This is a genomic window from Lysinibacillus pakistanensis (assembly GCF_030123245.1).
In the GTDB taxonomy this organism is placed as follows: domain Bacteria; phylum Bacillota; class Bacilli; order Bacillales_A; family Planococcaceae; genus Lysinibacillus; species Lysinibacillus pakistanensis.
In genome coordinates this window covers 4,241,386-4,261,628 of record NZ_CP126101.1, presented here as the reverse complement: position 1 = coordinate 4,261,628, position 20,243 = coordinate 4,241,386, and the positions used below count along the sequence as shown (strand labels likewise).

18 protein-coding genes and 2 pseudogenes are annotated in these 20,243 nt (G+C 36.1%); 12 read left to right on the top strand and 8 right to left on the bottom strand.

The window, feature by feature from the left end:
• Positions 1-6: 6 nt before the first annotated feature.
• The 3 genes from QNH24_RS21290 (at position 7) to QNH24_RS21280 (ending at position 1,971) form a co-directional block, all read left to right on the top strand.
• Positions 7-513, top strand: coding sequence for a PadR family transcriptional regulator (locus tag QNH24_RS21290; RefSeq protein WP_283869433.1), 507 nt, complete (start codon positions 7-9; stop codon positions 511-513).
• Between the two features lie 75 nt (positions 514-588).
• Positions 589-1,224, top strand: a complete 636-nt coding sequence (locus tag QNH24_RS21285) for a hypothetical protein (protein ID WP_283869432.1) — start codon at positions 589-591, stop codon at positions 1,222-1,224.
• Positions 1,225-1,593: 369 nt separating this feature from the next.
• Positions 1,594-1,971, top strand: coding sequence for a DUF3221 domain-containing protein (locus QNH24_RS21280; protein WP_283869431.1), 378 nt, complete (start codon positions 1,594-1,596; stop codon positions 1,969-1,971).
• 76 nt (positions 1,972-2,047) lie between these two features.
• On the opposite strand, the gene QNH24_RS26360 is transcribed toward QNH24_RS21280, so the two are convergent.
• Together QNH24_RS26360 and QNH24_RS21275 are read right to left on the bottom strand one after the other, a co-directional pair.
• A complete protein-coding gene (locus tag QNH24_RS26360) occupies positions 2,048-2,152 on the bottom strand; it encodes a transposase (RefSeq protein WP_353051137.1) in 105 nt (34 codons plus the stop codon).
• On the bottom strand, positions 2,152-2,322 hold the full coding sequence (locus QNH24_RS21275) for a hypothetical protein (RefSeq protein ID WP_283869430.1): 171 nt from the start codon (positions 2,320-2,322) through the stop codon (positions 2,152-2,154). Before QNH24_RS21275 ends, QNH24_RS26360 begins: the two co-directional genes overlap by 1 nt.
• A gap of 526 nt (positions 2,323-2,848) precedes the next feature.
• Between QNH24_RS21275 and tnpA the strand changes: the two are divergent.
• The 6 genes and pseudogenes from tnpA to QNH24_RS26355 form a co-directional block, all read left to right on the top strand.
• Positions 2,849-3,332: pseudogene (gene tnpA, locus QNH24_RS21270) on the top strand (IS200/IS605 family transposase).
• 603 nt (positions 3,333-3,935) lie between these two features.
• Positions 3,936-5,117 (top strand): DUF2399 domain-containing protein, encoded by a 1,182-nt coding sequence (locus QNH24_RS21265; RefSeq protein WP_283869429.1) that lies wholly within the window; start codon positions 3,936-3,938, stop codon positions 5,115-5,117.
• Positions 5,108-6,511: a hypothetical protein gene (locus tag QNH24_RS21260; protein ID WP_283872913.1), complete on the top strand. Its 1,404-nt coding sequence runs from the start codon at positions 5,108-5,110 to the stop codon at positions 6,509-6,511. The genes QNH24_RS21265 and QNH24_RS21260 overlap by 10 nt, the downstream gene beginning before the upstream one ends.
• A complete protein-coding gene (locus QNH24_RS21255; protein WP_107894761.1) occupies positions 6,462-7,133 on the top strand; it encodes a hypothetical protein in 672 nt (223 codons plus the stop codon). Before QNH24_RS21260 ends, QNH24_RS21255 begins: the two co-directional genes overlap by 50 nt.
• Entirely contained in the window at positions 7,130-10,327 is a 3,198-nt protein-coding gene (locus tag QNH24_RS21250; protein WP_283869428.1) for an AAA family ATPase, read from the top strand. The genes QNH24_RS21255 and QNH24_RS21250 overlap by 4 nt, the downstream gene beginning before the upstream one ends.
• 335 nt (positions 10,328-10,662) lie before the next feature.
• Positions 10,663-10,758: pseudogene (locus QNH24_RS26355) on the top strand (HNH endonuclease); the annotation flags it as partial.
• Positions 10,759-10,986: 228 nt separating this feature from the next.
• On the opposite strand, the gene QNH24_RS21245 reads toward QNH24_RS26355, so the two are convergent.
• Complete coding sequence (locus QNH24_RS21245; protein WP_283869427.1) at positions 10,987-12,075, bottom strand: TolB-like translocation protein; 1,089 nt, start codon at positions 12,073-12,075, stop codon at positions 10,987-10,989.
• Positions 12,076-12,506: 431 nt separating this feature from the next.
• Here QNH24_RS21245 and QNH24_RS21240 point away from each other — a divergent pair, with 431 nt between their 5' ends.
• Positions 12,507-13,979 carry a DUF7309 domain-containing protein gene (locus QNH24_RS21240; protein ID WP_283869426.1) on the top strand — a complete coding sequence of 491 codons (1,473 nt, stop codon included), beginning with the start codon at positions 12,507-12,509 and terminating at the stop codon, positions 13,977-13,979.
• 149 nt (positions 13,980-14,128) lie between these two features.
• Here the strand turns inward: QNH24_RS21240 and QNH24_RS21235 are convergent, their stop codons facing one another.
• Together QNH24_RS21235 and QNH24_RS21230 are read right to left on the bottom strand one after the other, a co-directional pair.
• On the bottom strand, positions 14,129-14,569 hold the full coding sequence (locus QNH24_RS21235) for a cell wall hydrolase (RefSeq protein ID WP_054770595.1): 441 nt from the start codon (positions 14,567-14,569) through the stop codon (positions 14,129-14,131).
• Positions 14,570-14,688: 119 nt separating this feature from the next.
• A complete protein-coding gene (locus QNH24_RS21230; RefSeq protein WP_283869425.1) occupies positions 14,689-15,240 on the bottom strand; it encodes an ECF transporter S component in 552 nt (183 codons plus the stop codon).
• A gap of 178 nt (positions 15,241-15,418) precedes the next feature.
• Here QNH24_RS21230 and QNH24_RS21225 point away from each other — a divergent pair, with 178 nt between their 5' ends.
• On the top strand, positions 15,419-16,267 hold the full coding sequence (locus QNH24_RS21225) for a pyridoxamine kinase (RefSeq protein ID WP_283872911.1): 849 nt from the start codon (positions 15,419-15,421) through the stop codon (positions 16,265-16,267).
• A 52-nt stretch (positions 16,268-16,319) separates the two neighbouring features.
• Here the strand turns inward: QNH24_RS21225 and QNH24_RS21220 are convergent, their stop codons facing one another.
• Entirely contained in the window at positions 16,320-16,886 is a 567-nt protein-coding gene (locus tag QNH24_RS21220; RefSeq protein WP_283869424.1) for a DinB family protein, read from the bottom strand.
• Positions 16,887-16,974: 88 nt separating this feature from the next.
• Here QNH24_RS21220 and QNH24_RS21215 point away from each other — a divergent pair, with 88 nt between their 5' ends.
• On the top strand, positions 16,975-17,472 hold the full coding sequence (locus QNH24_RS21215) for a GNAT family N-acetyltransferase (protein WP_283869423.1): 498 nt from the start codon (positions 16,975-16,977) through the stop codon (positions 17,470-17,472).
• 930 nt (positions 17,473-18,402) lie between these two features.
• Here the strand turns inward: QNH24_RS21215 and QNH24_RS21210 are convergent.
• Together QNH24_RS21210 and QNH24_RS21205 are read right to left on the bottom strand one after the other, a co-directional pair.
• On the bottom strand, positions 18,403-19,302 hold the full coding sequence (locus QNH24_RS21210) for a 3-hydroxyacyl-CoA dehydrogenase (RefSeq protein WP_283872909.1): 900 nt from the start codon (positions 19,300-19,302) through the stop codon (positions 18,403-18,405).
• A 215-nt stretch (positions 19,303-19,517) separates the two neighbouring features.
• The gene (locus QNH24_RS21205; protein WP_283869422.1) at positions 19,518-20,159 is read right to left on the bottom strand and encodes a hypothetical protein; all 642 of its coding nucleotides are present in this window, start codon (positions 20,157-20,159) and stop codon (positions 19,518-19,520) included.
• Positions 20,160-20,243: the final 84 nt, after the last annotated feature.

The following is a 20,243-nucleotide window of genomic DNA, read 5'->3' as shown; positions in this document are numbered from 1 at the left end:
TCAATTATGTCAGTAAAGTATGGACTATTAACATTGTTATACCAACAGAATAATCATGGATACGAATTAAAAGTAGAATTGGAGTCTCTTCTAAGTATCAAAGGAAAAATTAATCCTGGTCAAATTTATACTACTCTTGACCGTCTCATTCGTGATCAACTCGTGTCATCTGCAGAGATAGATGACCAAGAAAGAAAGCTATATAAGCTAGAAAAGTCAGGAGAAAATGAATTAAAAAAATGGTTATTAGAACCTGTACCTTATCATTCTACTAAGGACGACTTTCATTTTAAATGGAGCTGTGCTCGAAAAATCCATTTTGAGCAAGAAAAAATTATGCTAGAACAACAAAAAGCAATGATAATGAAAGATGTTATAGAATTGACTAAATTAAAAACGGAATTTCTTATTCAAAATGAAGAACATAAATATTTATTAATCAATGGCACACTTTTACATTTAGAGGCAGATTTAAACTGGATAAGTCAGATTGAAAATAGAATTCGTTCATAAATCTATATAAAGGTTTTCTTTTCATATTGCTGTAATTATCTTACACTGTTTTTTCTCAACAAAGGAGGTGTTTGATTGGGAGTTATTCTTGAATATAGTTGGGAATTGTTTATACTTATTGAGTTATTATCTATAGGGGTACTACTCCTATTTGGTATATTTCGTTATTTCTTTAATAAACCTACACTTAGCATTATGTTCATTTTTCTATTTTTATTTATGTTAATACTTGAAGGGTTACTCGGATTGTATGTGTATCAGCAAACAGGAGAGATTTCAACATTTCAAATTGTTATTACTATATTTATTATTTATGCATTTACATTTGGTATATTTGATTTTATAAAGCTAGATCGTTGGATGCGTAGAAAAATTGGGACGTTTCGTGGTGTTGAATTATTATCTGATAAAGACTATAAAATTATTAAAAGAAATAATAACCCTAAATATATTGCAAAGAAGTATCGTAAGTCATCTTATATACATTTGGTTATTTTTGTTACAGTGCAAGCGTTTTTTTGGATTATGGGAACGGAAAACCTTACAGAGATGAAAATGTATTTAACTGATTTGTCATGGATAGAAAAAGGGATAGCAAAGGAATCACCCTATGCTAATGAGATTACTTTTGGAATTGGAGCAATTTGGAGCATTGTTTTTATCATTGATTTTATCTACTCATGGTCTTATACATTGTTTCCTAAAAAATAAAAACTTTTATTTGAGAAAGTAAACTATTTGGCTTTAAGTTACGATAGCTATAATCATTTCAATTATGTATTTCATACAACAAAAAATACTACCAGATAGCAATAAAAAAAACCGTTATCTGGTAGTAGCATTTTTCATGCACTAAATTTATATCCCATTTCTCAGACGACGGTTTAAATAGCCGTCGTTTCTCTTTTATAAAGAAATTTACGGATAAGATATTAAGCTCGACTTTTTTGGGAAGTAGTACAAGTAAAGTATCGTTTTGTATTGTAGGATAGAAGTGAGTACAGGATTTGATATATTATGTACATTTAAAAACGCTAAATTGTATTCAATATGAAAATAATTAAATGTATGGTGATTTGAATGAAGAACAGAATCTCCAAACCTATTATCAACACGGTCTTTTTGTTTCTTTTTCTTGTTGCTTTATGGTTCTTAGGTAATGTTAGCCAACTATTATCTAATAAAGAAAATACCGAAAGTGAAATTGGCTATATAGTAATGCATGAAGGAATAGTCTATTTTATTCAAGGAAAGGATGTTCAACAATCAGATATAGAGAGTTTCTCTAGCGAAAATGCAATATACTCAAATAAATTTGAATCAGTTTCAATTTTAATTAATGAATCAAAACTTTCTATGAAAGGAATTAAAAGTGGAGATGAAGTGAGGATTTGGTATTCTGAAATTTTGGAGTCAAATCCAGCAAAAATCAAAGTTATTCGTATAGAAAAACTGTGACCAAAAGTCTGTGATTCCTAAATGTAACTTAATTACCATTTATATGGTTCTTCACCAAGATTTGTGGGTAACAAAATCAGCGACCTGTTTCTAAACGTAAACGAAGAAAAAAACGGTCTTCATTTTGATAGCTAAAACCACGTCTTTTGATGAGTTTAATTTTATTATTCGTGCCTTCCATTATGGCATTTGATAGCGATGAAATAATGTATCTAGCAATGCTTTTTCACGTGTTATCAATGTTTTTGCGATTTTAGAAACGGGACTACAAAGATGAAATTGATACCGTTTAAACCATTCTGTTAATCGTCGTTTTGCTTGTGTCATCGTTGTCGCTTTTAGTACGTACATAATTCATATAATTCAATGCTTGATAAATCTATTTTGTAGGCAAATCTTCCTGGCTCCACTTTGCAACAAATCCACGTTCTTCATCAGTTAATTGTTCAGGGTTTCGTGCCAAACAACGGTCAATGAATCGCGATTTATGATGCTTTTTGGCTTCCCCTAAATACCGTCGTCTTCGCTGGAGCGAAATCACTGACCATCGTACGAATTGGACCTGTTACTTTCTGTAAAGCAGCGGTAATCTAAAGTTGATGATCTATTATAAGAATACTTACAATTTAATAGCAGTAAATGGTTATTGAGTAGTGACGAAAACTATTATCATGGATAAAAATTAAAGAGGTGAAGACAACCATATCATGAAGAGAAAACGAGAGTCAGTTTAACAGGCTCTTTTTTTATATTCTTTTGAAAGCCTCTTACAATGCGGGGGGTTCCAAAGAGCTTTTAGCTATGGACAAGAAAAAAATCCCCAGCCGTACAATGAATTCAGGTCTGGTCAACCGACTTCGTACGAAAGGGGATCCAAATGGATAATAAAAGTTTAGCACATACAACATGGAATTGTAAGTATCACATCGTCTTTGCATTAAAGTATAGAAGGCAAATTATTTATGGTCAAATTAAAGCACATATAGATAGAATTCTTCGCCAATTATATGAAAGAAAAGGTGTAGAAATTATTGAAGCAACCGCATGTCCCAATCGTTTTCATATTTGGTAAGTATCCCACCCAAATTAAGTGTTACATCATTTGTAGGTTATTTGAAAAGGAAAATTAGTTTAATGATATTTAATCGACATGCGAACCTGAAATACCAATATGGGAACAGGAAGTTTTGGTGCCGCAGATATTCTATAGACACAGTAGGGAAAATAGAAAAATTATTCAGGAATATATTAAAAATCAATTACAAGAGGATATTCTAGAGAATCAAATGACTATGAAAGAATTCATTGACCCGTTCACGATAGAAGAAAACAAGAGGAAGAAAAAAAGTCAGCCGCTTTAGCGGTTAGTGAGAAAAAGGAGTGCAGTTGGCGGACCTTTCAGAATGCTTTTAGACATGGGTCAGTACCGCAGCGTTTCATGAGCAGAGCAAACCACCAGTTAAATTGGGGTTTCTGATTGAGTTTTCGGGCGATTTTGTACTGTGGCATTCAATTTAGGAGTCAAAATAAGGCTATTTAATTAAATTACTAGAACTTATAATAAAATTAAATTTAGAGGTGACACTTATGGTAATAAAAATCAGAGGGGCAAAAAAATTTAATCTAATAATGTTTAGTAATTTTATTAATATTTATAATTTTGAATTTAGGTTATCCAAATTATAGGTAGTATTATATTTACTGAAAATCATTTATTAGACAAGCGTCTAGTATCAGAATAAACGAGAAGTGCTAAAACTCTAGAAAAAACAAAATCTTTTAATCAGTCCCCAATGATTCTGTCTAAATTTAGGGAATGGCCTTCTAAGAGATGAACCAGCAAGAAATGGATGCGTAGGAAAAGATGCTATCAATTGGCATACTGTTTCGCAGCTCCCTACAATAAACAAAACATATGGTACGCTACTATTTAACTGGAAACAAAGTAAAGGAGGGTTTTTACGATGCATGAGGCATTTATCCAAGTGTATTTTTTGAAAAAAGATGAAATAATTGAAAAGGTAGAACAACAAGAGCAACTAATGGTTGCGACTATGGTCAAAAAGACGGCGCGTACATTTCGTAAAGTCGCACATTTAAAGTTAACGATGAATACAGAATTTACTTCACCTCTTCCTAAAAAATTAGCATCCTATAAATTCACACCAAATGCGAAAAGAACGTTACATGAAACGAATGACACGATTCAGCAGTGGTTACAACAGGGTTGGATTGTACGTGAAATTCGTTATCACACAGACGGTATTAGTGTTAAGGAAGATTATTACCGCATTGGCCCGGCTTACATAGAAGCGCAACACAAATCTGAGCAACAACAGATTGTAAAACAACAGCAACAGATGCAGGCGTTACAGCAAAAAGCTGAGCAACTAGCGTTACCGGAGTTATTCCAACAGGCAATCGAATGGAACGTGCTACCTGCACAGTGGACGATGAAAAAGCGCATGAAATATATTGAGTTTTGTTTAGCATTCTATGCGTTATCCTTGCAAAAGGAGCTATTTGATTTTAAGGAAATCGGCGCGACCTTACACGATACGATAGGGGGTTCAAAAGTCTTTGACCAAGAGCGCGAGGCCTTTTTAGCGCAGCTGGAGCAAAGCGGTATTGACCCGACGCTTTATGGGCTTGTGAGCATCGGAAAAATTGTGCCCATTTATTTTACTGGTCATGTGCAAAATAGCGTTGCAACGTATGCGATTGGCGCGGTGCATGCGATGACAGATAATGCGGTCTTAACATCACCTTTTACAACGACAAATACAACGCTATGGCTTGTTGAAAACCGCGCTATTTTAACGCGTATGGCTGTAGAGACGGAATTTTTACGGCACACGAATTCTTGTATCGTTTGTTTAGACGGACAAATTCGTTCTGCCCATAAGCAATTTATCGAGCAATTACTGCAATCGGCTATTAAACAAACGATTATTTGGACAGATACCGATAGCGCAGGTATCACGATCGCCAAATATGCCGCAGCCTTAGTTAAGGGAACAGTAAAAATTGTTGGGCGTGATTATGAGCTGTATCATTCAATTGAAAGCTATGCTACCCAAGTACAAGAAGCGCATGAACAGGAACAGCAGTTAGGAGGGGTTGAACAGTGGATCAAATGGGTGTAAAAGAACCGATTTCAATTTTTACAAGTGATTATCAAACCGCAGAATTTATGAAATCAATGCGTGATTTAGCCTCATTAGCAGGTGTGCTAAAGGAATTAAGTACCGAAAAAATGTACGATTCCCCAATCGAAACGATTCGTTTTTTAAATGTTATTCAATTAATTAATGAAGCATCTCTCGGCATTAAAGATGCCATTGATAACGAGGAAGTATTATACTACCGATATCAGTCTACGTACCCACAAGACAATGAACCACCAACATTAGCGCAAATTACGAGAATGCTAACGATTTTAGAACGCAATAATTGGATTGTTAAACAGAGCCGTCAAATTAAAATGCGTGACCGTGGGAAAAATCTAATGGACGGGTTAATTCGCATGGGTAACGATGCGCTAGCCTATTATTTGCAGGATGATATAGGACGCTCGCTATTTCAAGCGAGACGCGATGCCGAAATAAGCGCTGCCTATGACGATCAAGGAATTTCTGGGGGCAATAAAATTGCATCGATGATTTACAACGTTGAAGAGGCAATTAAACAATTGGAGGAACGTCAGCTTGAACTTCTTGCTGATCGCAATGCCTTACCGCAGCTGGAGAAAATTAATCAACTAATGCTTGAGCTTGAAGCAAAATTAAATGAACGCTTACAACAGTTTGGTACCGTCGAAGAAAGTACGAAAATGAGTGATTTAATGCGTCGCGGAACGGCTGCGATTTCAAAAGGGACTTCACTTAGCTTAAGTTTACTGACAAAATATATTCGCTTTGTTAATATGCAGCTCACACCTACCGCTAACACTATTTCACCAGAAAAGGTGCGTCAATTTATTTTGGCAATGCATTCATCTGAAGCCAGTACGAATATCCCAACAGCCCACGATATTTTAAGTTTTATGGAGCAAAATCAATATGAAGAAGAGGGAATGGATGGTCTGTGGGTCCCTGTGAAATTTGCCGCACCGATTGGCCCACAAGATATTACGGATGCCGTACATTATTTACAAACGTATGAACCAAAGCTAGAAAAGCTGATGTCTCATCAGCTTGAGCATACATATGAAGAGACCGAAATGGATATTCGCCCAATAAAAGATGCATTGCAGGATGCTTCCTGGAAAATGACACAATCATTGATTGATACCGAACGAATTGAACATTATTTAAGTGAACACGGTGAAACGGAAATGGAAGAGCTTATTGTGGAATCGAGTTCAAACAAATGGCATGATGCGATTCTTTCATTATTAGCTGTCTCGGCATTAACGAGTAACAAAAAGGTAGAACAACAGCCTATTGAGCACACGAAGGACTATGAAAAACAATGGGAGTGGATAGACGATGACGACAAACGATTTACCGTTCGACAATACCCTTATGATGATGAATAGCTTAAAGGGCTATCTAACGACCGACGAGGAATTAGCGTTTATGCAGTTATTATTTTCTTCATCTGCATCGATTAAAGGGGCAAATTATGGCTTAGCAAAGAAGGATTTAGAAAAGCTGCTTGGCATTAAAAATGGAGACGATGATGCTTTCCATTCATTTATCAATCGCTTAAATGCCGCGTTAAGTCGCTATTTCCGTGTGATTTACGATGACCGTCGAGACCGCGTAATTGTCATGATGCATGTAACCGCAAAACATGCGAAATCAACATTAAGCAGTGAGGCGCTCGCCATTATGCTGTATTTGTTTTATCACCAAGAAGTACTTGGGCATGAATTTACGCTCCTGCATCAAATCCTAGTTGATTTTGGTCATGAATCACTAAATGCCAATCGGAAATTAAAAAATAATATCGACCAACTGAAAAAAATTGGCGCGGTTACAGATTACGAATCCGTTTCTGAAGAGGCCTATATGTTAACGGCTATAGGAGTACATATGTTTTCAGAGTCATTTTTACGACGCACAACGGAATTTGCCCAGGAAACACAGCTTAGTAAAGAAGAAGTAATGAAGTTTTTTAATCGCTATAACTTACATATCGAGGAGGAAAACGAATGATTCCATATCAATTAAAAATTCATGGCGTTCGTGATTACTCACCGCGCAGTATTCATTTGGGGGAACCAGACGAGCATATTTTAATTACGGGTCCCAATGGTGTAGGGAAATCGACATTAACATTTTGCCTTGGAGCAGTGCTATATTCATCGAAGGTTGAACTAGAGGGACTTCGTTCAACAAATTTAAAAGTAAATGACCCTTGGTATGCACGTATTACACTCATATTTTTAAATGAAGGTAAGACAAAAATTGATGGTCCAAAATTTATCGCCTTTCAGCTAACGGTCAATCAAGATACGAAAAATAGCCCGATTCAGCGCGAGTATGAGGTGCTATATGGGCAAGATCAAGAACATTTAACATCGCATGCCCGCTATACATCTGGTGGGACAGCAGGACGGACATTCAAGGCATATCGTGAAGATTTGCGTGTACGCTATAAAATTGAACCAGATATTTATTATTTAATTTGGTATCAGCAAGAAGTCAATCAATTTGCGGCGATGTACCCGGAAGAGCGTTTCCGTAAATTTAGTGATATGTTCGAGATTTCAGAGATGCAAAAGGAATGGGAAGCTTCATTAGAAAAAATTAAAGAAGTTCGTACGGAAATTGAATATTTAAAGGCGATTCAAAAAGGGGCAGAGTTAAACTTAAATGCGGCCCAAACAGAGCTCAATAAATATTTGGATAACAAAAAACGTATTCTCACATCCGGTCAAAAATATTATACGTTGCTCCATCACATGATCGGGTATTATAGTACTTCGATTGAAAGGACGTCGGAGCAAAAAGCGAATGATCAAGTAGAAAAGGAAAAACGGATTGTTGCGCAGCAAAAATTAAAGCAAATTATGAGTGAACTAGAGCAACAAAAAACACAATTGTCACAAAATATTGAGGTACTGTCAGAGCAATTAAAGCACATAAACGATCAGCTCCAACAACGACAAGATGAAGATACACAACAACAAAATTTACAGCAGCAGTTAGAACAGCAGCTTGAAAAAATAGATGAAAAGCGCAAGTATTTACGATTTGATGCCGACACGACACAACGTAAGCTAGAACAAACAAAAAAACAATACGCTACGATTACCAACCAATTAGGTGAGCTCAGTAATCAGCACACCCGACTGCGCAAGCAAGAACGCGAGCTCGATCAAGAAAAAGCCCGTTTAGAAGTGACTTCATCGCAGCTAAAAGATGAAATCACCAAGGCAGAAAAGCGCAAAGCAATTTATGGAAGCAGTGCGCAAATCGAGCAACAAATTAACACCGTATCACTGCAAAATGAACAAGATTTTGAACAGATACAGCGTCTTAAAATCGAACTTCAAATGATGGAACGAAATATTACACAGTATGAACTAAAAAAGGTCGTATCAACACGCCAGCAGCAAGGACTACTACATTTAAAGCAACAGCAACTAGAGGCGTACACGTTACGTGAGTTGATCGAGCTTATGCCATCTGCTCCAGTGCAGTTGGAAAAGCAGCTTGAGGCGATTAAATATAGCATTTTTTATGTCGGGAAAAACTATAAGCCAGTCAATGATTTGTACTACGTATCACTTCCACAGCTTGTGCCAACAGAAAGTATTTCAAAGCTACCAGAGTTTGGCTTACAAATTCGTAACGACTTAACTGAACAGCAACGGAATTATGCGAATAAGGCACTTTGGTGGGTGAAGCAGTTTATCTTAGAGAGCCCGAAAATCGAGCAAGGCTTGTTATATGATACGCGAGGTGTTCGTGGTGCGCAGGAAGCGGCGCAATATATTTTAAGTGATGGGGCAATCGAGAAGCTGTTGCAGGAAGTACAACAGAACTATTCAAAAACAAAGAACGAGCAGCAACAATTAGAAAAACAATACACTGAAAATCAACAACAGTTGAAACAGCTACAAGGTCATCTTCATACAATGCAATTAGCCGAAAGTACACTATTAAAGCAAGCAGATTATGCATCGTATTTGCAGCAACTTGAACTAGTCGAACAAAAATTATCAGATCTTTATGATGAGCAAACAGCACTTGAAATTCAACTAGACGAGCTAAAAAGCGAGCAAATGGAAGCAAAACATAATCAGGATTTTTATGAGCAACAATGGAAAATTCATGAGGAGCTCGGCGCATTTGCAGACCAGCAAATGCAACTACAACAGATTGTGCAGGCAAGAAAATACTTGCAACAAAATATTCGAGCACTTACTACCGAACAAGAGTCAAAAGATCGTGAAATCAATCAACAAAAACGCGAGCAATCACAACTAGGTGAACAGCAACAACAATTCGAAAGCGAGTTAAAAATCGTTGAAAGTCAAATAACAGGTTATGAGTTAACGATTCAAAAGGCAATGGACAAGCTAGAATTGGATGAAACGATGAAAAGTCGCTGTCAGCTCGATTTGATTGAACTTGAACAGATACTACCGCAAGAAGCACAGCAACTAGACGAACAACTCGCAACGAACATGTCACTGACGATGCTACAGGCTGAAAGCGAACAAGCACAAGCGCAACTACGCAATGCACGCTTAGAAAAAATAAACGAAAATGCCCAGCAAAATTACGATCAACAAAAAGCAGATTTCGATAAGAAAAATGCTGATTTAGCGAAATCGGAGCAATTACTTGAAAGTAATACGATTCGTGCAAATGAGCTAGAGGACCGTTTAGAAACCACGATTACGATGCACTTGATCAAAATCAATACGCTTTTCCAAAAGTATATGGATTTGTTTCAGTTTGAAGGGCAAGTGGAAAAGGAACGCATTGAGGAAAAATCAGGTCGTGTCAATTTCCGACTGTATATTAAAGCGCGTAAAATTGGGCATCAAGGTGCACTTGAAGATGTGAGTATGAAGGCTCGTAGTGGAAAGGTGGGGCTAGGTGTATCAGGTGGAGAGGAATCACTAAGTTCACTTCTTTTTGCACTCGCGTTACTGCAAAACTTAGCTACTTCACCAGGCTATATCGTGCTCGATGAGTTTGATAGCGCATTAGATGATGAGCGGAAAAACAAGGTGTTTAATCTTTATGCCGAGGAGCTGCAACGTAAGCTAATTATTGTGTCACCAAAGGGACATGATGAAATGTATTACAACTGCTTCTCGAAAGTATTCATTGTTGAGCATGATGCAACAATTCCGAAAAGTACGATTCGAGGGATACAGAATAAGAAGTGAATGTAATTGATTTTGATTAATAATGGAATAAGGGTGTGCTAAAAGTCGAAAAACTTTTAACATACCCTTTTCGCTTTTAGTTGACCAGGCTTAGCCATTTGTGACATACATAAATCGCCTAAATGTTTTAAGGTAGGTAAATATAGGAATATCAGCAATCGATTTATTGACAAGGCTTGGATAATTTTTAGGTTTATTTGTTATCCAGCCAAAATATGTCCTTTATAAGTTTGTTAAAATATCAAAATTTGAGATGGGCATGTAGTAGAAGTGAATTTTATGATTAAATTGGTAATCCATATTGAGAATGTCATCATATTCAATTCCTATCATAAGGAGGACCAGATATAATTGAAAATTGTGTTGCTTTATGTGTTGTATGCCATAAAAAAGCACTATTCTTGAACCGACAGACAAGTATAAAACTTTGAAAAAACTGGGTTTAAAGGTCCTTTCCTAGTAATATGGCAATGAGTTGTTTTATAAATAAAGTAGATGTATTTTTCGCAAAATATAATATTAGTATTATTTATAACCAAACATCAATATTGACACAATGTCAGAGGATATATTTCTTAAACCTGATTATTCTATAATATATCTAGTAGCTTTTATTTATCAAAGGAATGGATTTTATTTCGACTGAACAACTACATACCCTAATATGTAACCGTCATATCCGTAATAAAAGCTGGTTTTTTATACTCATATACTTTTGTTATTTCTTTATTATCCAAGTCATACTTATAGATACACTGTATTTTTGAAATTATACCGTCAAAACTAACATCTGCTGCATTTTTAGGGATACCTGAAAAATAAATAAATCGCTCATTTTTTGACAATACCGCTAACCTTCTTTGACCAATCTCTGATAATAGGGGATTCTTACTTTTTTTAATCATTTGATCTGTTAATAGGGTAGTTAATGTTTTGTCTGTTAGAGATAACCGATAAATGCCGCTTCCCTCATCTTCATTTATATTTTCCCCTCCGAGAATAACAGAATTTCCATTAGCTCCATATGCCATCGAATCAATATTGATGGCTTTTATATTCGTTACCAAATTCATGTCAGAGCCATCTAAATTCATTTCATATATTGAGTAGACAATTTGCCCTAAAGGTACACCAGCATCATTTGCAGCCTTCCTTCTTGCTGTATTCTCTTCCTCAGAGACAAATGCACCAATAATTTTGTCTTTAGAAGTATCATACATTTCTACAGCACGGTCAGGTTGTTTTGTATCAAATACAATAGAATTCTTCTTTTGCACATCTATTTTCGCAATCTTGGAAACAGGGTATGTTGGCCCTATTATTTCACTGTAGATGGTTTTGCCTTCCTCATCACCAAATCTAGGAATAAGTTGTCCTAAAGTATCATTTGTAACTTGAGAAGTTTTTTTATCGTTTCTGTCTAATAAATAAATCTCCCAAGGTCCATCACCTTTTGCACTTGTATAGGCAAGATATTGTTTATTGCCTGAAAGTGATGCATGTAACCAAACCTCTTCATTATTAACTAATTCGTTTTCTACATGTTTTTTAGCATTTATCTCCACTACACTACCTTTGCCTTCGTTATCAAATACAGAAACAATGAGTTCTTCATTATCATCAACATGTGGTTCATCAACAGGTGGACTGGTATCTTCTTTATTTTGACATCCAAACAAAACTAATATTAACGATAAAATAACAGTAGCACCCATCGTTTTCTTGCATTTACAAACTAATTCATACATTATGCATTTCATCCTTTGCGAAGTTATTTTAGATTGCATTATCATATTATCAATTTTCCTGCAACGTATTTCGTAAAAAAAAATTAGGTTTTTCCCATAAAATAATCTATATATACCAAACATTAACTACACTACTATTTTAAGTGTACAGGAAGAAAAATCAATATTTAAGGAAATTTAATATCATTTTTGTAAATTTTGTGTGCTCTAATTTGCATTTATTCCACATTTTAAAAGGGGCTATTTTTCTCGCAACCATGCTTATTTAATTTGTCCATGGCAAACAAGGAGTATAAAATCTTGCAGCATAGAGAGTTTGTCAGTAAAGTTAATAAAAAGTGGTTTACTATGAGGATGGCTATCAATGAAGAGCAGATTTATAAGCTATGATTTCATCCCGGCAGTTTAACAAATAGAAAAGAGGTTAAATCATGATACAACTCCATATAGAGAGCAAGAAAAAGCCGAAAATCTATCGAAAGCTTTTGTTGCCAGAGGAAAGTAGATTTGATTTATTAGATGAGCTTTTATTGCTAAGCTTTGATTTGGATGATGCGGAATATGTTAATTTTGAAATAGTTAAAAAAGATGGACAAGTATCTGCGAATAAAGAAAAAATATTATTTTTACCTGATAATGACACGGATTTAGATTCAGAGGAGGAGCTGGTCATCAAATGGTTCCGAAAGTCTGGTGATGAAGCGATTGGACAGGTTATTGATACCAATGAATTATTTATTATTCGGTTAGATAGTTATGTGCAATTACCAATGGATTCAGAAAAGGCAATTTGTATTGCTGGAGCAGGTGATATTCACACGGGGAAATTAAACAAGATTAATATCGAGGAAATCAATGAATGGATAGCGGCTAGGGAAATGGAAAGAATTATAGATTTTCTAGAAAGTCAGGAACCAGATTACCTTACTTTATTGGAGCTTGCGAATGATCTAAAAAAATTAAAGCCGTGGGAATACTTAGAAAGCAATGAGATTATTGTGATTGATTATGGAGATATGAATGACAAGGTACTTGTTTCTGTTATGGGAGCTGCTGGTGGAGAGTTTGGATTAATGGTATTTGATCTTGAGCATGGCTATGATAGCTTAGCGAAAATTCTTTTTGAGAAAAATTTATCGAGCGATTTTTCCTATAGTTTAAATGCTTTAACTGTTAATTTTGTTGATAGAGATGAGTTAGAACCAGCAGATTATCAGCTTATTAAAGATTGTGGGCTAACATATAGAGGAAAGAAGAATTGGATTCAATTCCGTAGCTATCTAGAGGGAACACATCCTGAAAGACCAAATTATATAGAAGTAGAGCTTTTAATTGATGTTATCAGTACGATGATTAATATAACAGAAATTCGGAAGGATGGCTGGCAATATCCGCAGGTAGCTGCACATGAATATCCAGCATTTAAAGTAAAAACGGATGGCGAGTTACAAGAAATTTATCTGTTGAAAATTCAGGTCTCAAAGCCAACATTCGAGTGCTATGAGGAAATTTCAATGTTTGAAAAAGCGCAATATAAGAAAAAGCCTAAAAGTGCGTTACAATTAGAATATGATTTATTTTACATGCCCTTTGGTGTAGAAATGGAACAAACCAACCGCTATGTTTATCCGATTGTTGGCATACTTGTTGAACGAGGAAGCAATTTGGTGATTGGACATGAGGTAATCTCTATGCCTAAAACCCCCCCAATGGCACAGAGCATTTTATGGGCATATTTACAAGGCTTAGAGGTAAGACCAAGTAAAATATTTGTCTCTAAAGAAGTAAGACCAATGCTTCAACCGCTTGCAAAAATACTAGGTGTGGAACTTGTAGAAAGAGAGCTTCCTGGTATTCGAGAAGTAAGGGAATTTATGGAAAATATGCCGATGGATCTTTTTTAGGAATAGTAAATAACTACACCACACATTTCTGACTTTAGCAAAGTGAAATGTGTGGTTTTAAAATAGTCGTTTATGAGGAAAAATACATTAAATATATAAGATTTCTTTCTGTAAAAATGGTTGTACTTGTAGCATTACTATTACGTTATCTATCCCGTATAAACACCTTCACAAGTATCTGGAGCTGGTTCATAAAAACAATGGTTCTTAAATTGCCCAGTAAACGGTTGACCATACCATGTTGGGGGACATGGGGCATATGGATTGAAGTACCAAAGTGCATATTTGGCTGGATGTTGTCTCCAATAATCCAAAGTCTGTTTTGCTAATCTTTTTTCAGAAGATCGCGCTCTTTGGTAAAATAAATTCCCTTTTTGAACAGCTTCAAAAGAAAAATTTCCTCCCTGTACCTGATAAATAACATCTTCAATTGTTCTTAAATCTTTAAAGTCTAAACAATTTGATACAAGACGATTCACAATGACATTGCCAACATATAGCATTCCTTGGTTTCCTTCTCCTACCGCTTCAGCTCTCATCATTCTTGCCACTAAGGAAACGTCATTATCAATGTATTTTACTCTTGGCATTTTTTCACCTCCAAGATATAGTATGAAAAAAACCCTACATTCTTGCCATTTGAAAAAAATTCAACAAACACGCCATCTTTGCTGCAAGCACAACAGCAAGATGGCGTGTTTGTTTTAGATTAAAAATTCTTTTTGAAGTAGGGTGTCTTTTTCAGCACGATACATACAGGAATCGCGATTATTAATCCGACAATGTTTTGAATGACATCTCCAGGAATGGATGCTAATGGTGCGATCCAGCTATTAAACATTATTGCTTGCCCAACATAATAAATGGCAATCATCACGGGCATGGACACGACTGCTCCTAAAATGTTTAGTCCGATATTGTCACCGTTATTTCCTTTAGACCAAGCGATTTTACCAACGATAAAGCCCTGTAATGCGCGCGAAATAATAGTAGTTGGTGCCCAAATTAACCAGCCACCTACGATATCGAATAAGCCCATCCCAATTGCTCCAGCAAGTGCCCCTTTTTTAGAACCGAATAAAATCGCTGAGATGAAAAGCATAGATGTCCCTAAATGAATAAGCCCACCTTGGCCAAATGGTAGCTTAAGATTGATAAACATTGTGGCAACAAAAACAAGTGCAGCTAAAATGGCTGTAATCACTAAATCAAATGTTTTCGTGCGTGATTTTGTATAGGATTGCCTTTGTATATTTTGCATCTGTATCTTCCTCACTATGATGAATATTTTGATGATTTTTACTTTAGCAAAGGTCTGACTGTTGTAAAAGTGCCAATTTTATAAAAAAGGTAGGGGTCAGATTGCGGTTATTTTCGCTTCTTTCTAATTGTGATACGATGGGGAGAGTATAAGCAGGATTAGTTAGGTGGAATGTATGATGAAAAAAGTTGCTGTAATTCAGGATATGTCATCCTTTGGAAAGTGCTCAATAACGGCTGCGATCCCTGTGCTATCTGTGATGGGTGTTCAGGCAGTGCCTTTGCCGACTGCGATTTTAACAGCACAAACAGGGTACTCGAGCTTTTATTGTGAGGATTTAACGTCAAAGATGGACTACTTTGTGGATGAGTGGAGTAAGCTTGGAGCAACCTTTGATGGTATTCACACAGGCTTTGTTACAGGTAAGGAGCAAATTGATAATATTTTTCGTTTTTTAAATGTGTTTCACTCAAATGAAACGAAACTTCTTGTTGACCCGGTGATGGGGGATCATGGCGAGGTTTATAAAATGTTCACTGGCGAGTTACTTGATCGTATGAAAGAGTTAGTAAAGTGTGCTGATATTATTACGCCAAATGTTACAGAATGCTGTTTGCTTACTGGTTTGGCGTATGAGAAGCTTCAGAGTTATGCCAATGATTTAGCATATTTTCAGGCACTGGAGCAGGCTGGTCATCAGCTTCAGCAGGTGACTGGGGCGAACGTTATTATTACCGGCTTAAATCCACCAGCAGCGGATAAAGGTCAGCGTTATGTGGGCAATATGTATGTTGATGCAGAGCGTTCTTTTCATAGTATCCGTGATTATAATGGTCAGAGTTATTCAGGCACAGGTGATTTGTTTGCATCTGTTATTATGGGTGGCATGATGCGTGGACAAGATTTAGTGGAGTCAATGAAGCTTGCAGAGACGTTTTTAGCTGCTGCGATTGAAGCAACTTCTAAGGAGCAAGTTCCGCCCGAGGCAGGCGTGCATTTTGAAAAGTTTTTAAGAATGCTGCTTTAGAGATTTTACATAGAGATGACCTAAAAAATTGCCTTTGCATTAATTTTTTAGGTCAACTTCGAAACATGAAGTGATTAGCTCCTATCAATCTTTCTATAATCTCAAAATGATGCCTTTCATGTATAGCAAGCAATTGAATAGCTTGAATAAGGTTTGGATAATGAGCAATAGAATCAGGAAAAATGATATGTCCTGCGATATCCTCCTCAATACCTTCCACCAATTTTTTCATAGCCATAGTGTCGTTTACGAGGAATTGCTCAATATCTTTGCTGTTTAAGGAATACTGAATTTTCTGAGATGGCACTAATATTCCTGGTGCCTTCATTCCTTTCCCTTTTTGGTGTTTATATTCTTCGTAAATATCATGTATTTCAGTGGTGAAAGGCTTATTTCTTCGCATTTTTGCGTAGGGGATGAGAAATAGGGAACATTTAGTTGCTGTTTTAAGCATTCTAAGGATTAAATAAAGGTGATAAAGGTGCTCGCCAATAGACCATTTTCCCGCCTCGCTACGATACCATAGCTCTTCCTGTGAGAGTGCATGAATCGAGGGCATATAGTGAGCTCTTTGCTCTTGTAAGGTGTGAAAATGCTTCATCATACTATTAGATTTCAATGTAAGATCTCCTTTTTTGCTGATATTTCCATTTTAGGGAAATGAGTAGTGGATGTACATATAAAATAAATTTTTTGGAGGAAAAAGCATGGATATTAGAATATTAAGTGCAGCAGAGGCTGAAATGTATCGGGATATAAGATTAGAAGGGCTACAAATTAATCCAGAGGCATTTGGTTCTAGCTTTGAGGAGGAAAATGATTTTACCCTTGAGCAATTTGCAAAGAGGTTAGAATCACAGGGTTCTTACACATTTGGAACATTCTATAACGAAGAATTAGTGGGTGTTGCAACGCTAGTACAAGAAAGTAAGCAGAAGTTAAGACATAAGGCAAGTATCTTTGCTGTTTACGTTTCTCCAAAAATGCGCGGGCATGGTATTGGTAGATATTTAATGGACGAAATCATCAAGAAGGCAAAGGAATTAGAGGGGATTGAGCAGCTTAATTTAACGGTTGTGTCTACAAATACGTCAGCAAAAAAATTGTATGCTTCTTTGGGATTTGAGGTTTTTGGAACAGAGAGAAGAGCACTAAAAGTAAGACAGCAATATGTTGATGAGGATTATATGGTTTTATTTTTATAATAAGCAAACTCCAAATTTCACTGAATTTGGAGTTTTGTAGGTTATAAGGGGTCTCGAGTGCTATGTGCCTTATTTTTCAGCAGCTTAAAGCTCACCAGTATATTAATGATAGACAATGGGAAGGCCAGCCAAAATCCTACATTACCTAAGCGTCCCATTTGAAGAGGTGATTGGTTGTAAAGATAATAGGTTGTTATGCCTAAAAGAAGTAAGGCAGTCAGCACAAAATTAATCGATGCAATTTTATTATTGCTGATAATAATCCCTCCGATCAGTAATTCTTAGTGTTGGTTTATACTATGCGTATAACCAGAATCTGTTATGAAAATTTAGAGGAGACTTATTTCTCGATACCTTGAACGTTGCCTATAGTGATGGGAGCGGATCAATTTAAGGGGTAATCTGAACGGTTTGAGGAGGAAGCTGATCAATATAAGGGGTAACCCGAGCGGTTTTGAGTGAAAGCTGATCAATATAGTGTGTAAGCCGAGCAGTTTCGAGTGGAAGCCGATCAATATAAGGGGTAACCCGAGCGGTTTTCAGTGGAGCCGATCAATATAGTGTGTAACCCGAGCAGTTTGAGGAGGAAGCAGGTCAATAAAATGTGTAGCCCGAGCGGTTTGTGGTGGAAGCCGATCAATATAGTGTGTAGCCCGAGCGGTTTGTGGAGGAAGGTGATCAATATAAGGGGTAACCCGAGCAGTTTTGAGTGGAAGCTGATCAATTTAAGGGGTAGCCCGAGCGATTTGTGGAGGAAGTCGATCAATAAAATGTGTAGCCCGTTTGGTTTGTAGTGAAACCCAATCAGTTTGCCCTACAGCCAATCATTTTATTTGCTGGCTCAAATCATTTTAAATCGAAGTCATATTGAGAACTCTATTCAATAAAAAACGATGCACAGCTTTAATAGCTATGTGCATCGTTTGATAATTAGCCTTTTAAGAAATCAGGTTTTGCGAAGCTTGGGTTTGGATATTTATAGAAGCCTTCGCCTGTTGCGCGGCCGAGTTTGCCTTTGTCGATATACTCTGTTTTTAACAGATTAGCGAGTTTTTTCATGTTTTCATCGCCTAACGCTGCTGCTTTTGCTTCTACAATGTTATAGGCTGTGTTAATGCCGACAATGTCTAGGATAGCAAATGGTCCAAGTGGCGCTCCTGTACCAATCATCCATGTTTTATCAATTGTTTCTGGATCAGCCACTTCTTTTACGAGTAAAGATTCAGCTGCATCTAAAAATGGTACGAGTAATGAATTTAAAATATAGCCTGGCTGCTCTTTATATAATGGTAGTGGCACCATGCCGATTGCACGAGCAAATTCTACGACCTCGTCGAATATCTTCATGTCTGTGCCTGGGTGTTTCATAATTTCAGCAGTGTTGTTTTTCCAAATTGTGTTTGCGAAATGAAGTGCTAAAAACTTTTCTGGGCGGCCAGTTGCTTCAGCAAATTGACTTGGCAATAATGTAGAAGAGTTTGTAGCGAAAATAGTTTTCGCAGGAGCTACTTTGCCAAGGCTAGTATAAAAATCAATTTTAATTTTGACCACCTCAGGGATTGCTTCGATGACAAGATCAGCATCTGCAACCGCTTCCGCAAGATTGCTTTTAAATGTTAGGCGAGCATATGCCGCATCTACTTCTTCCTGTGAGGCTCCTAAATCTTGCTGATAAAATGGTTTTAATTTTGTGATACGATCCTGCGCATTTTTCAAAGCTTCATCATTAATATCGTAAACCGTTACATTAAAGCCTTTAAAAGCTGTTTGATAGGCAATCTGACTACCTAATACTCCGCTACCTGCAACTGTAATGTTTTGATAATTCATCATGAATTCCTCCTCTGATATTATTACATTAATATAATAGTGTGGATATGTACTGCCTCTCTTGTTACAACTCCATACTACTTCTTCCGATATAAAAAAATCAAATGAAAGACTCAGTTATTATAATGATATAAAGAATTTGCCCTTTAACTTGAAAATCTCTTTTTCAAGTATGTGTTTTAAACATAAAAAAATGTCACAAAAAAAGTGACATTTTATGGGCTTTCAATGGCTGCTAGCGCTTTATCCATTTGGCGTTCATTATATTTAATTGTATTGCTATTGCTTGATTCGATTCCTCTCAAAACATTATTAGAATTTTGATAAAATCCATAGACAAAATCATTAATAGGTGTTTCTTCATCCCCATAATATCTATTAATAACATATGCCTTAAAAATATTGCTTAATAAATAGGTTTCATCTTTTATATCCGCTAAATATTTTTTGTTTTTATACTCAGCTATAATGTAATTCTCAAATTCTTTAATTTCAGCCTTTGTCGATGGATATTTTTTAGCATAAGCTACAATAGTATCGAATTTTTCAGTAGGTGTATTGTTAAGACCAGCAATCTCTTTCACTTTATCTTGCCAAGTTACATCGTCTGACGTTTCAATCTTCTCCACAGGTTTTTCTTCTTGCTTCTCTTTTTTAGGAGTTTCAGCATTATTAAGTCCAAGTTCCCCTACTGCAATGAAACACAATATAAAAATGACAATTGAGATGCCTGTAAATTTCAACATTTTTACAGCTTTTATTTTATCCAACTTTATGAAATTAAAAATGGCAAGAAGCAGAAAAATCGCAGCTATGAAACCACTTAGTAGGAATATCCCTACTAATATATTAATCAAATATTTAACCCCCTTTCTTTTGTGTAAATAAACTTAATTTTCTATTTATCCAATATTTTAATGTAATGAATGAAAGAGAACTAC

Bases quoted from the DNA above. Each gene is read 5' to 3' on its own strand.
- QNH24_RS21290 (WP_283869433.1), top strand. From the start codon at position 7: ATGTCAGTAAAGTATGGACTATTAACATTGTTATACCAACAGAATAAT.
- QNH24_RS21280 (WP_283869431.1), top strand. From the start codon at position 1,594: ATGAAGAACAGAATCTCCAAACCTATTATCAACACGGTCTTTTTGTTT.
- QNH24_RS26360 (WP_353051137.1), bottom strand. From the start codon at position 2,152: ATGGAAGGCACGAATAATAAAATTAAACTCATCAAAAGACGTGGTTTT.
- QNH24_RS21275 (WP_283869430.1), bottom strand. From the start codon at position 2,322: ATGTACGTACTAAAAGCGACAACGATGACACAAGCAAAACGACGATTA.
- QNH24_RS21265 (WP_283869429.1), top strand. From the start codon at position 3,936: ATGCATGAGGCATTTATCCAAGTGTATTTTTTGAAAAAAGATGAAATA.
- QNH24_RS21260 (WP_283872913.1), top strand. From the start codon at position 5,108: ATGGGTGTAAAAGAACCGATTTCAATTTTTACAAGTGATTATCAAACC.
- QNH24_RS21255 (WP_107894761.1), top strand. From the start codon at position 6,462: ATGACGACAAACGATTTACCGTTCGACAATACCCTTATGATGATGAAT.
- QNH24_RS21250 (WP_283869428.1), top strand. From the start codon at position 7,130: ATGATTCCATATCAATTAAAAATTCATGGCGTTCGTGATTACTCACCG.
- QNH24_RS21245 (WP_283869427.1), bottom strand. From the start codon at position 12,075: ATGTATGAATTAGTTTGTAAATGCAAGAAAACGATGGGTGCTACTGTT.
- QNH24_RS21240 (WP_283869426.1), top strand. From the start codon at position 12,507: ATGATACAACTCCATATAGAGAGCAAGAAAAAGCCGAAAATCTATCGA.
- QNH24_RS21235 (WP_054770595.1), bottom strand. From the start codon at position 14,569: ATGCCAAGAGTAAAATACATTGATAATGACGTTTCCTTAGTGGCAAGA.
- QNH24_RS21230 (WP_283869425.1), bottom strand. From the start codon at position 15,240: ATGCAAAATATACAAAGGCAATCCTATACAAAATCACGCACGAAAACA.
- QNH24_RS21225 (WP_283872911.1), top strand. From the start codon at position 15,419: ATGAAAAAAGTTGCTGTAATTCAGGATATGTCATCCTTTGGAAAGTGC.
- QNH24_RS21215 (WP_283869423.1), top strand. From the start codon at position 16,975: ATGGATATTAGAATATTAAGTGCAGCAGAGGCTGAAATGTATCGGGAT.
- QNH24_RS21210 (WP_283872909.1), bottom strand. From the start codon at position 19,302: ATGAATTATCAAAACATTACAGTTGCAGGTAGCGGAGTATTAGGTAGT.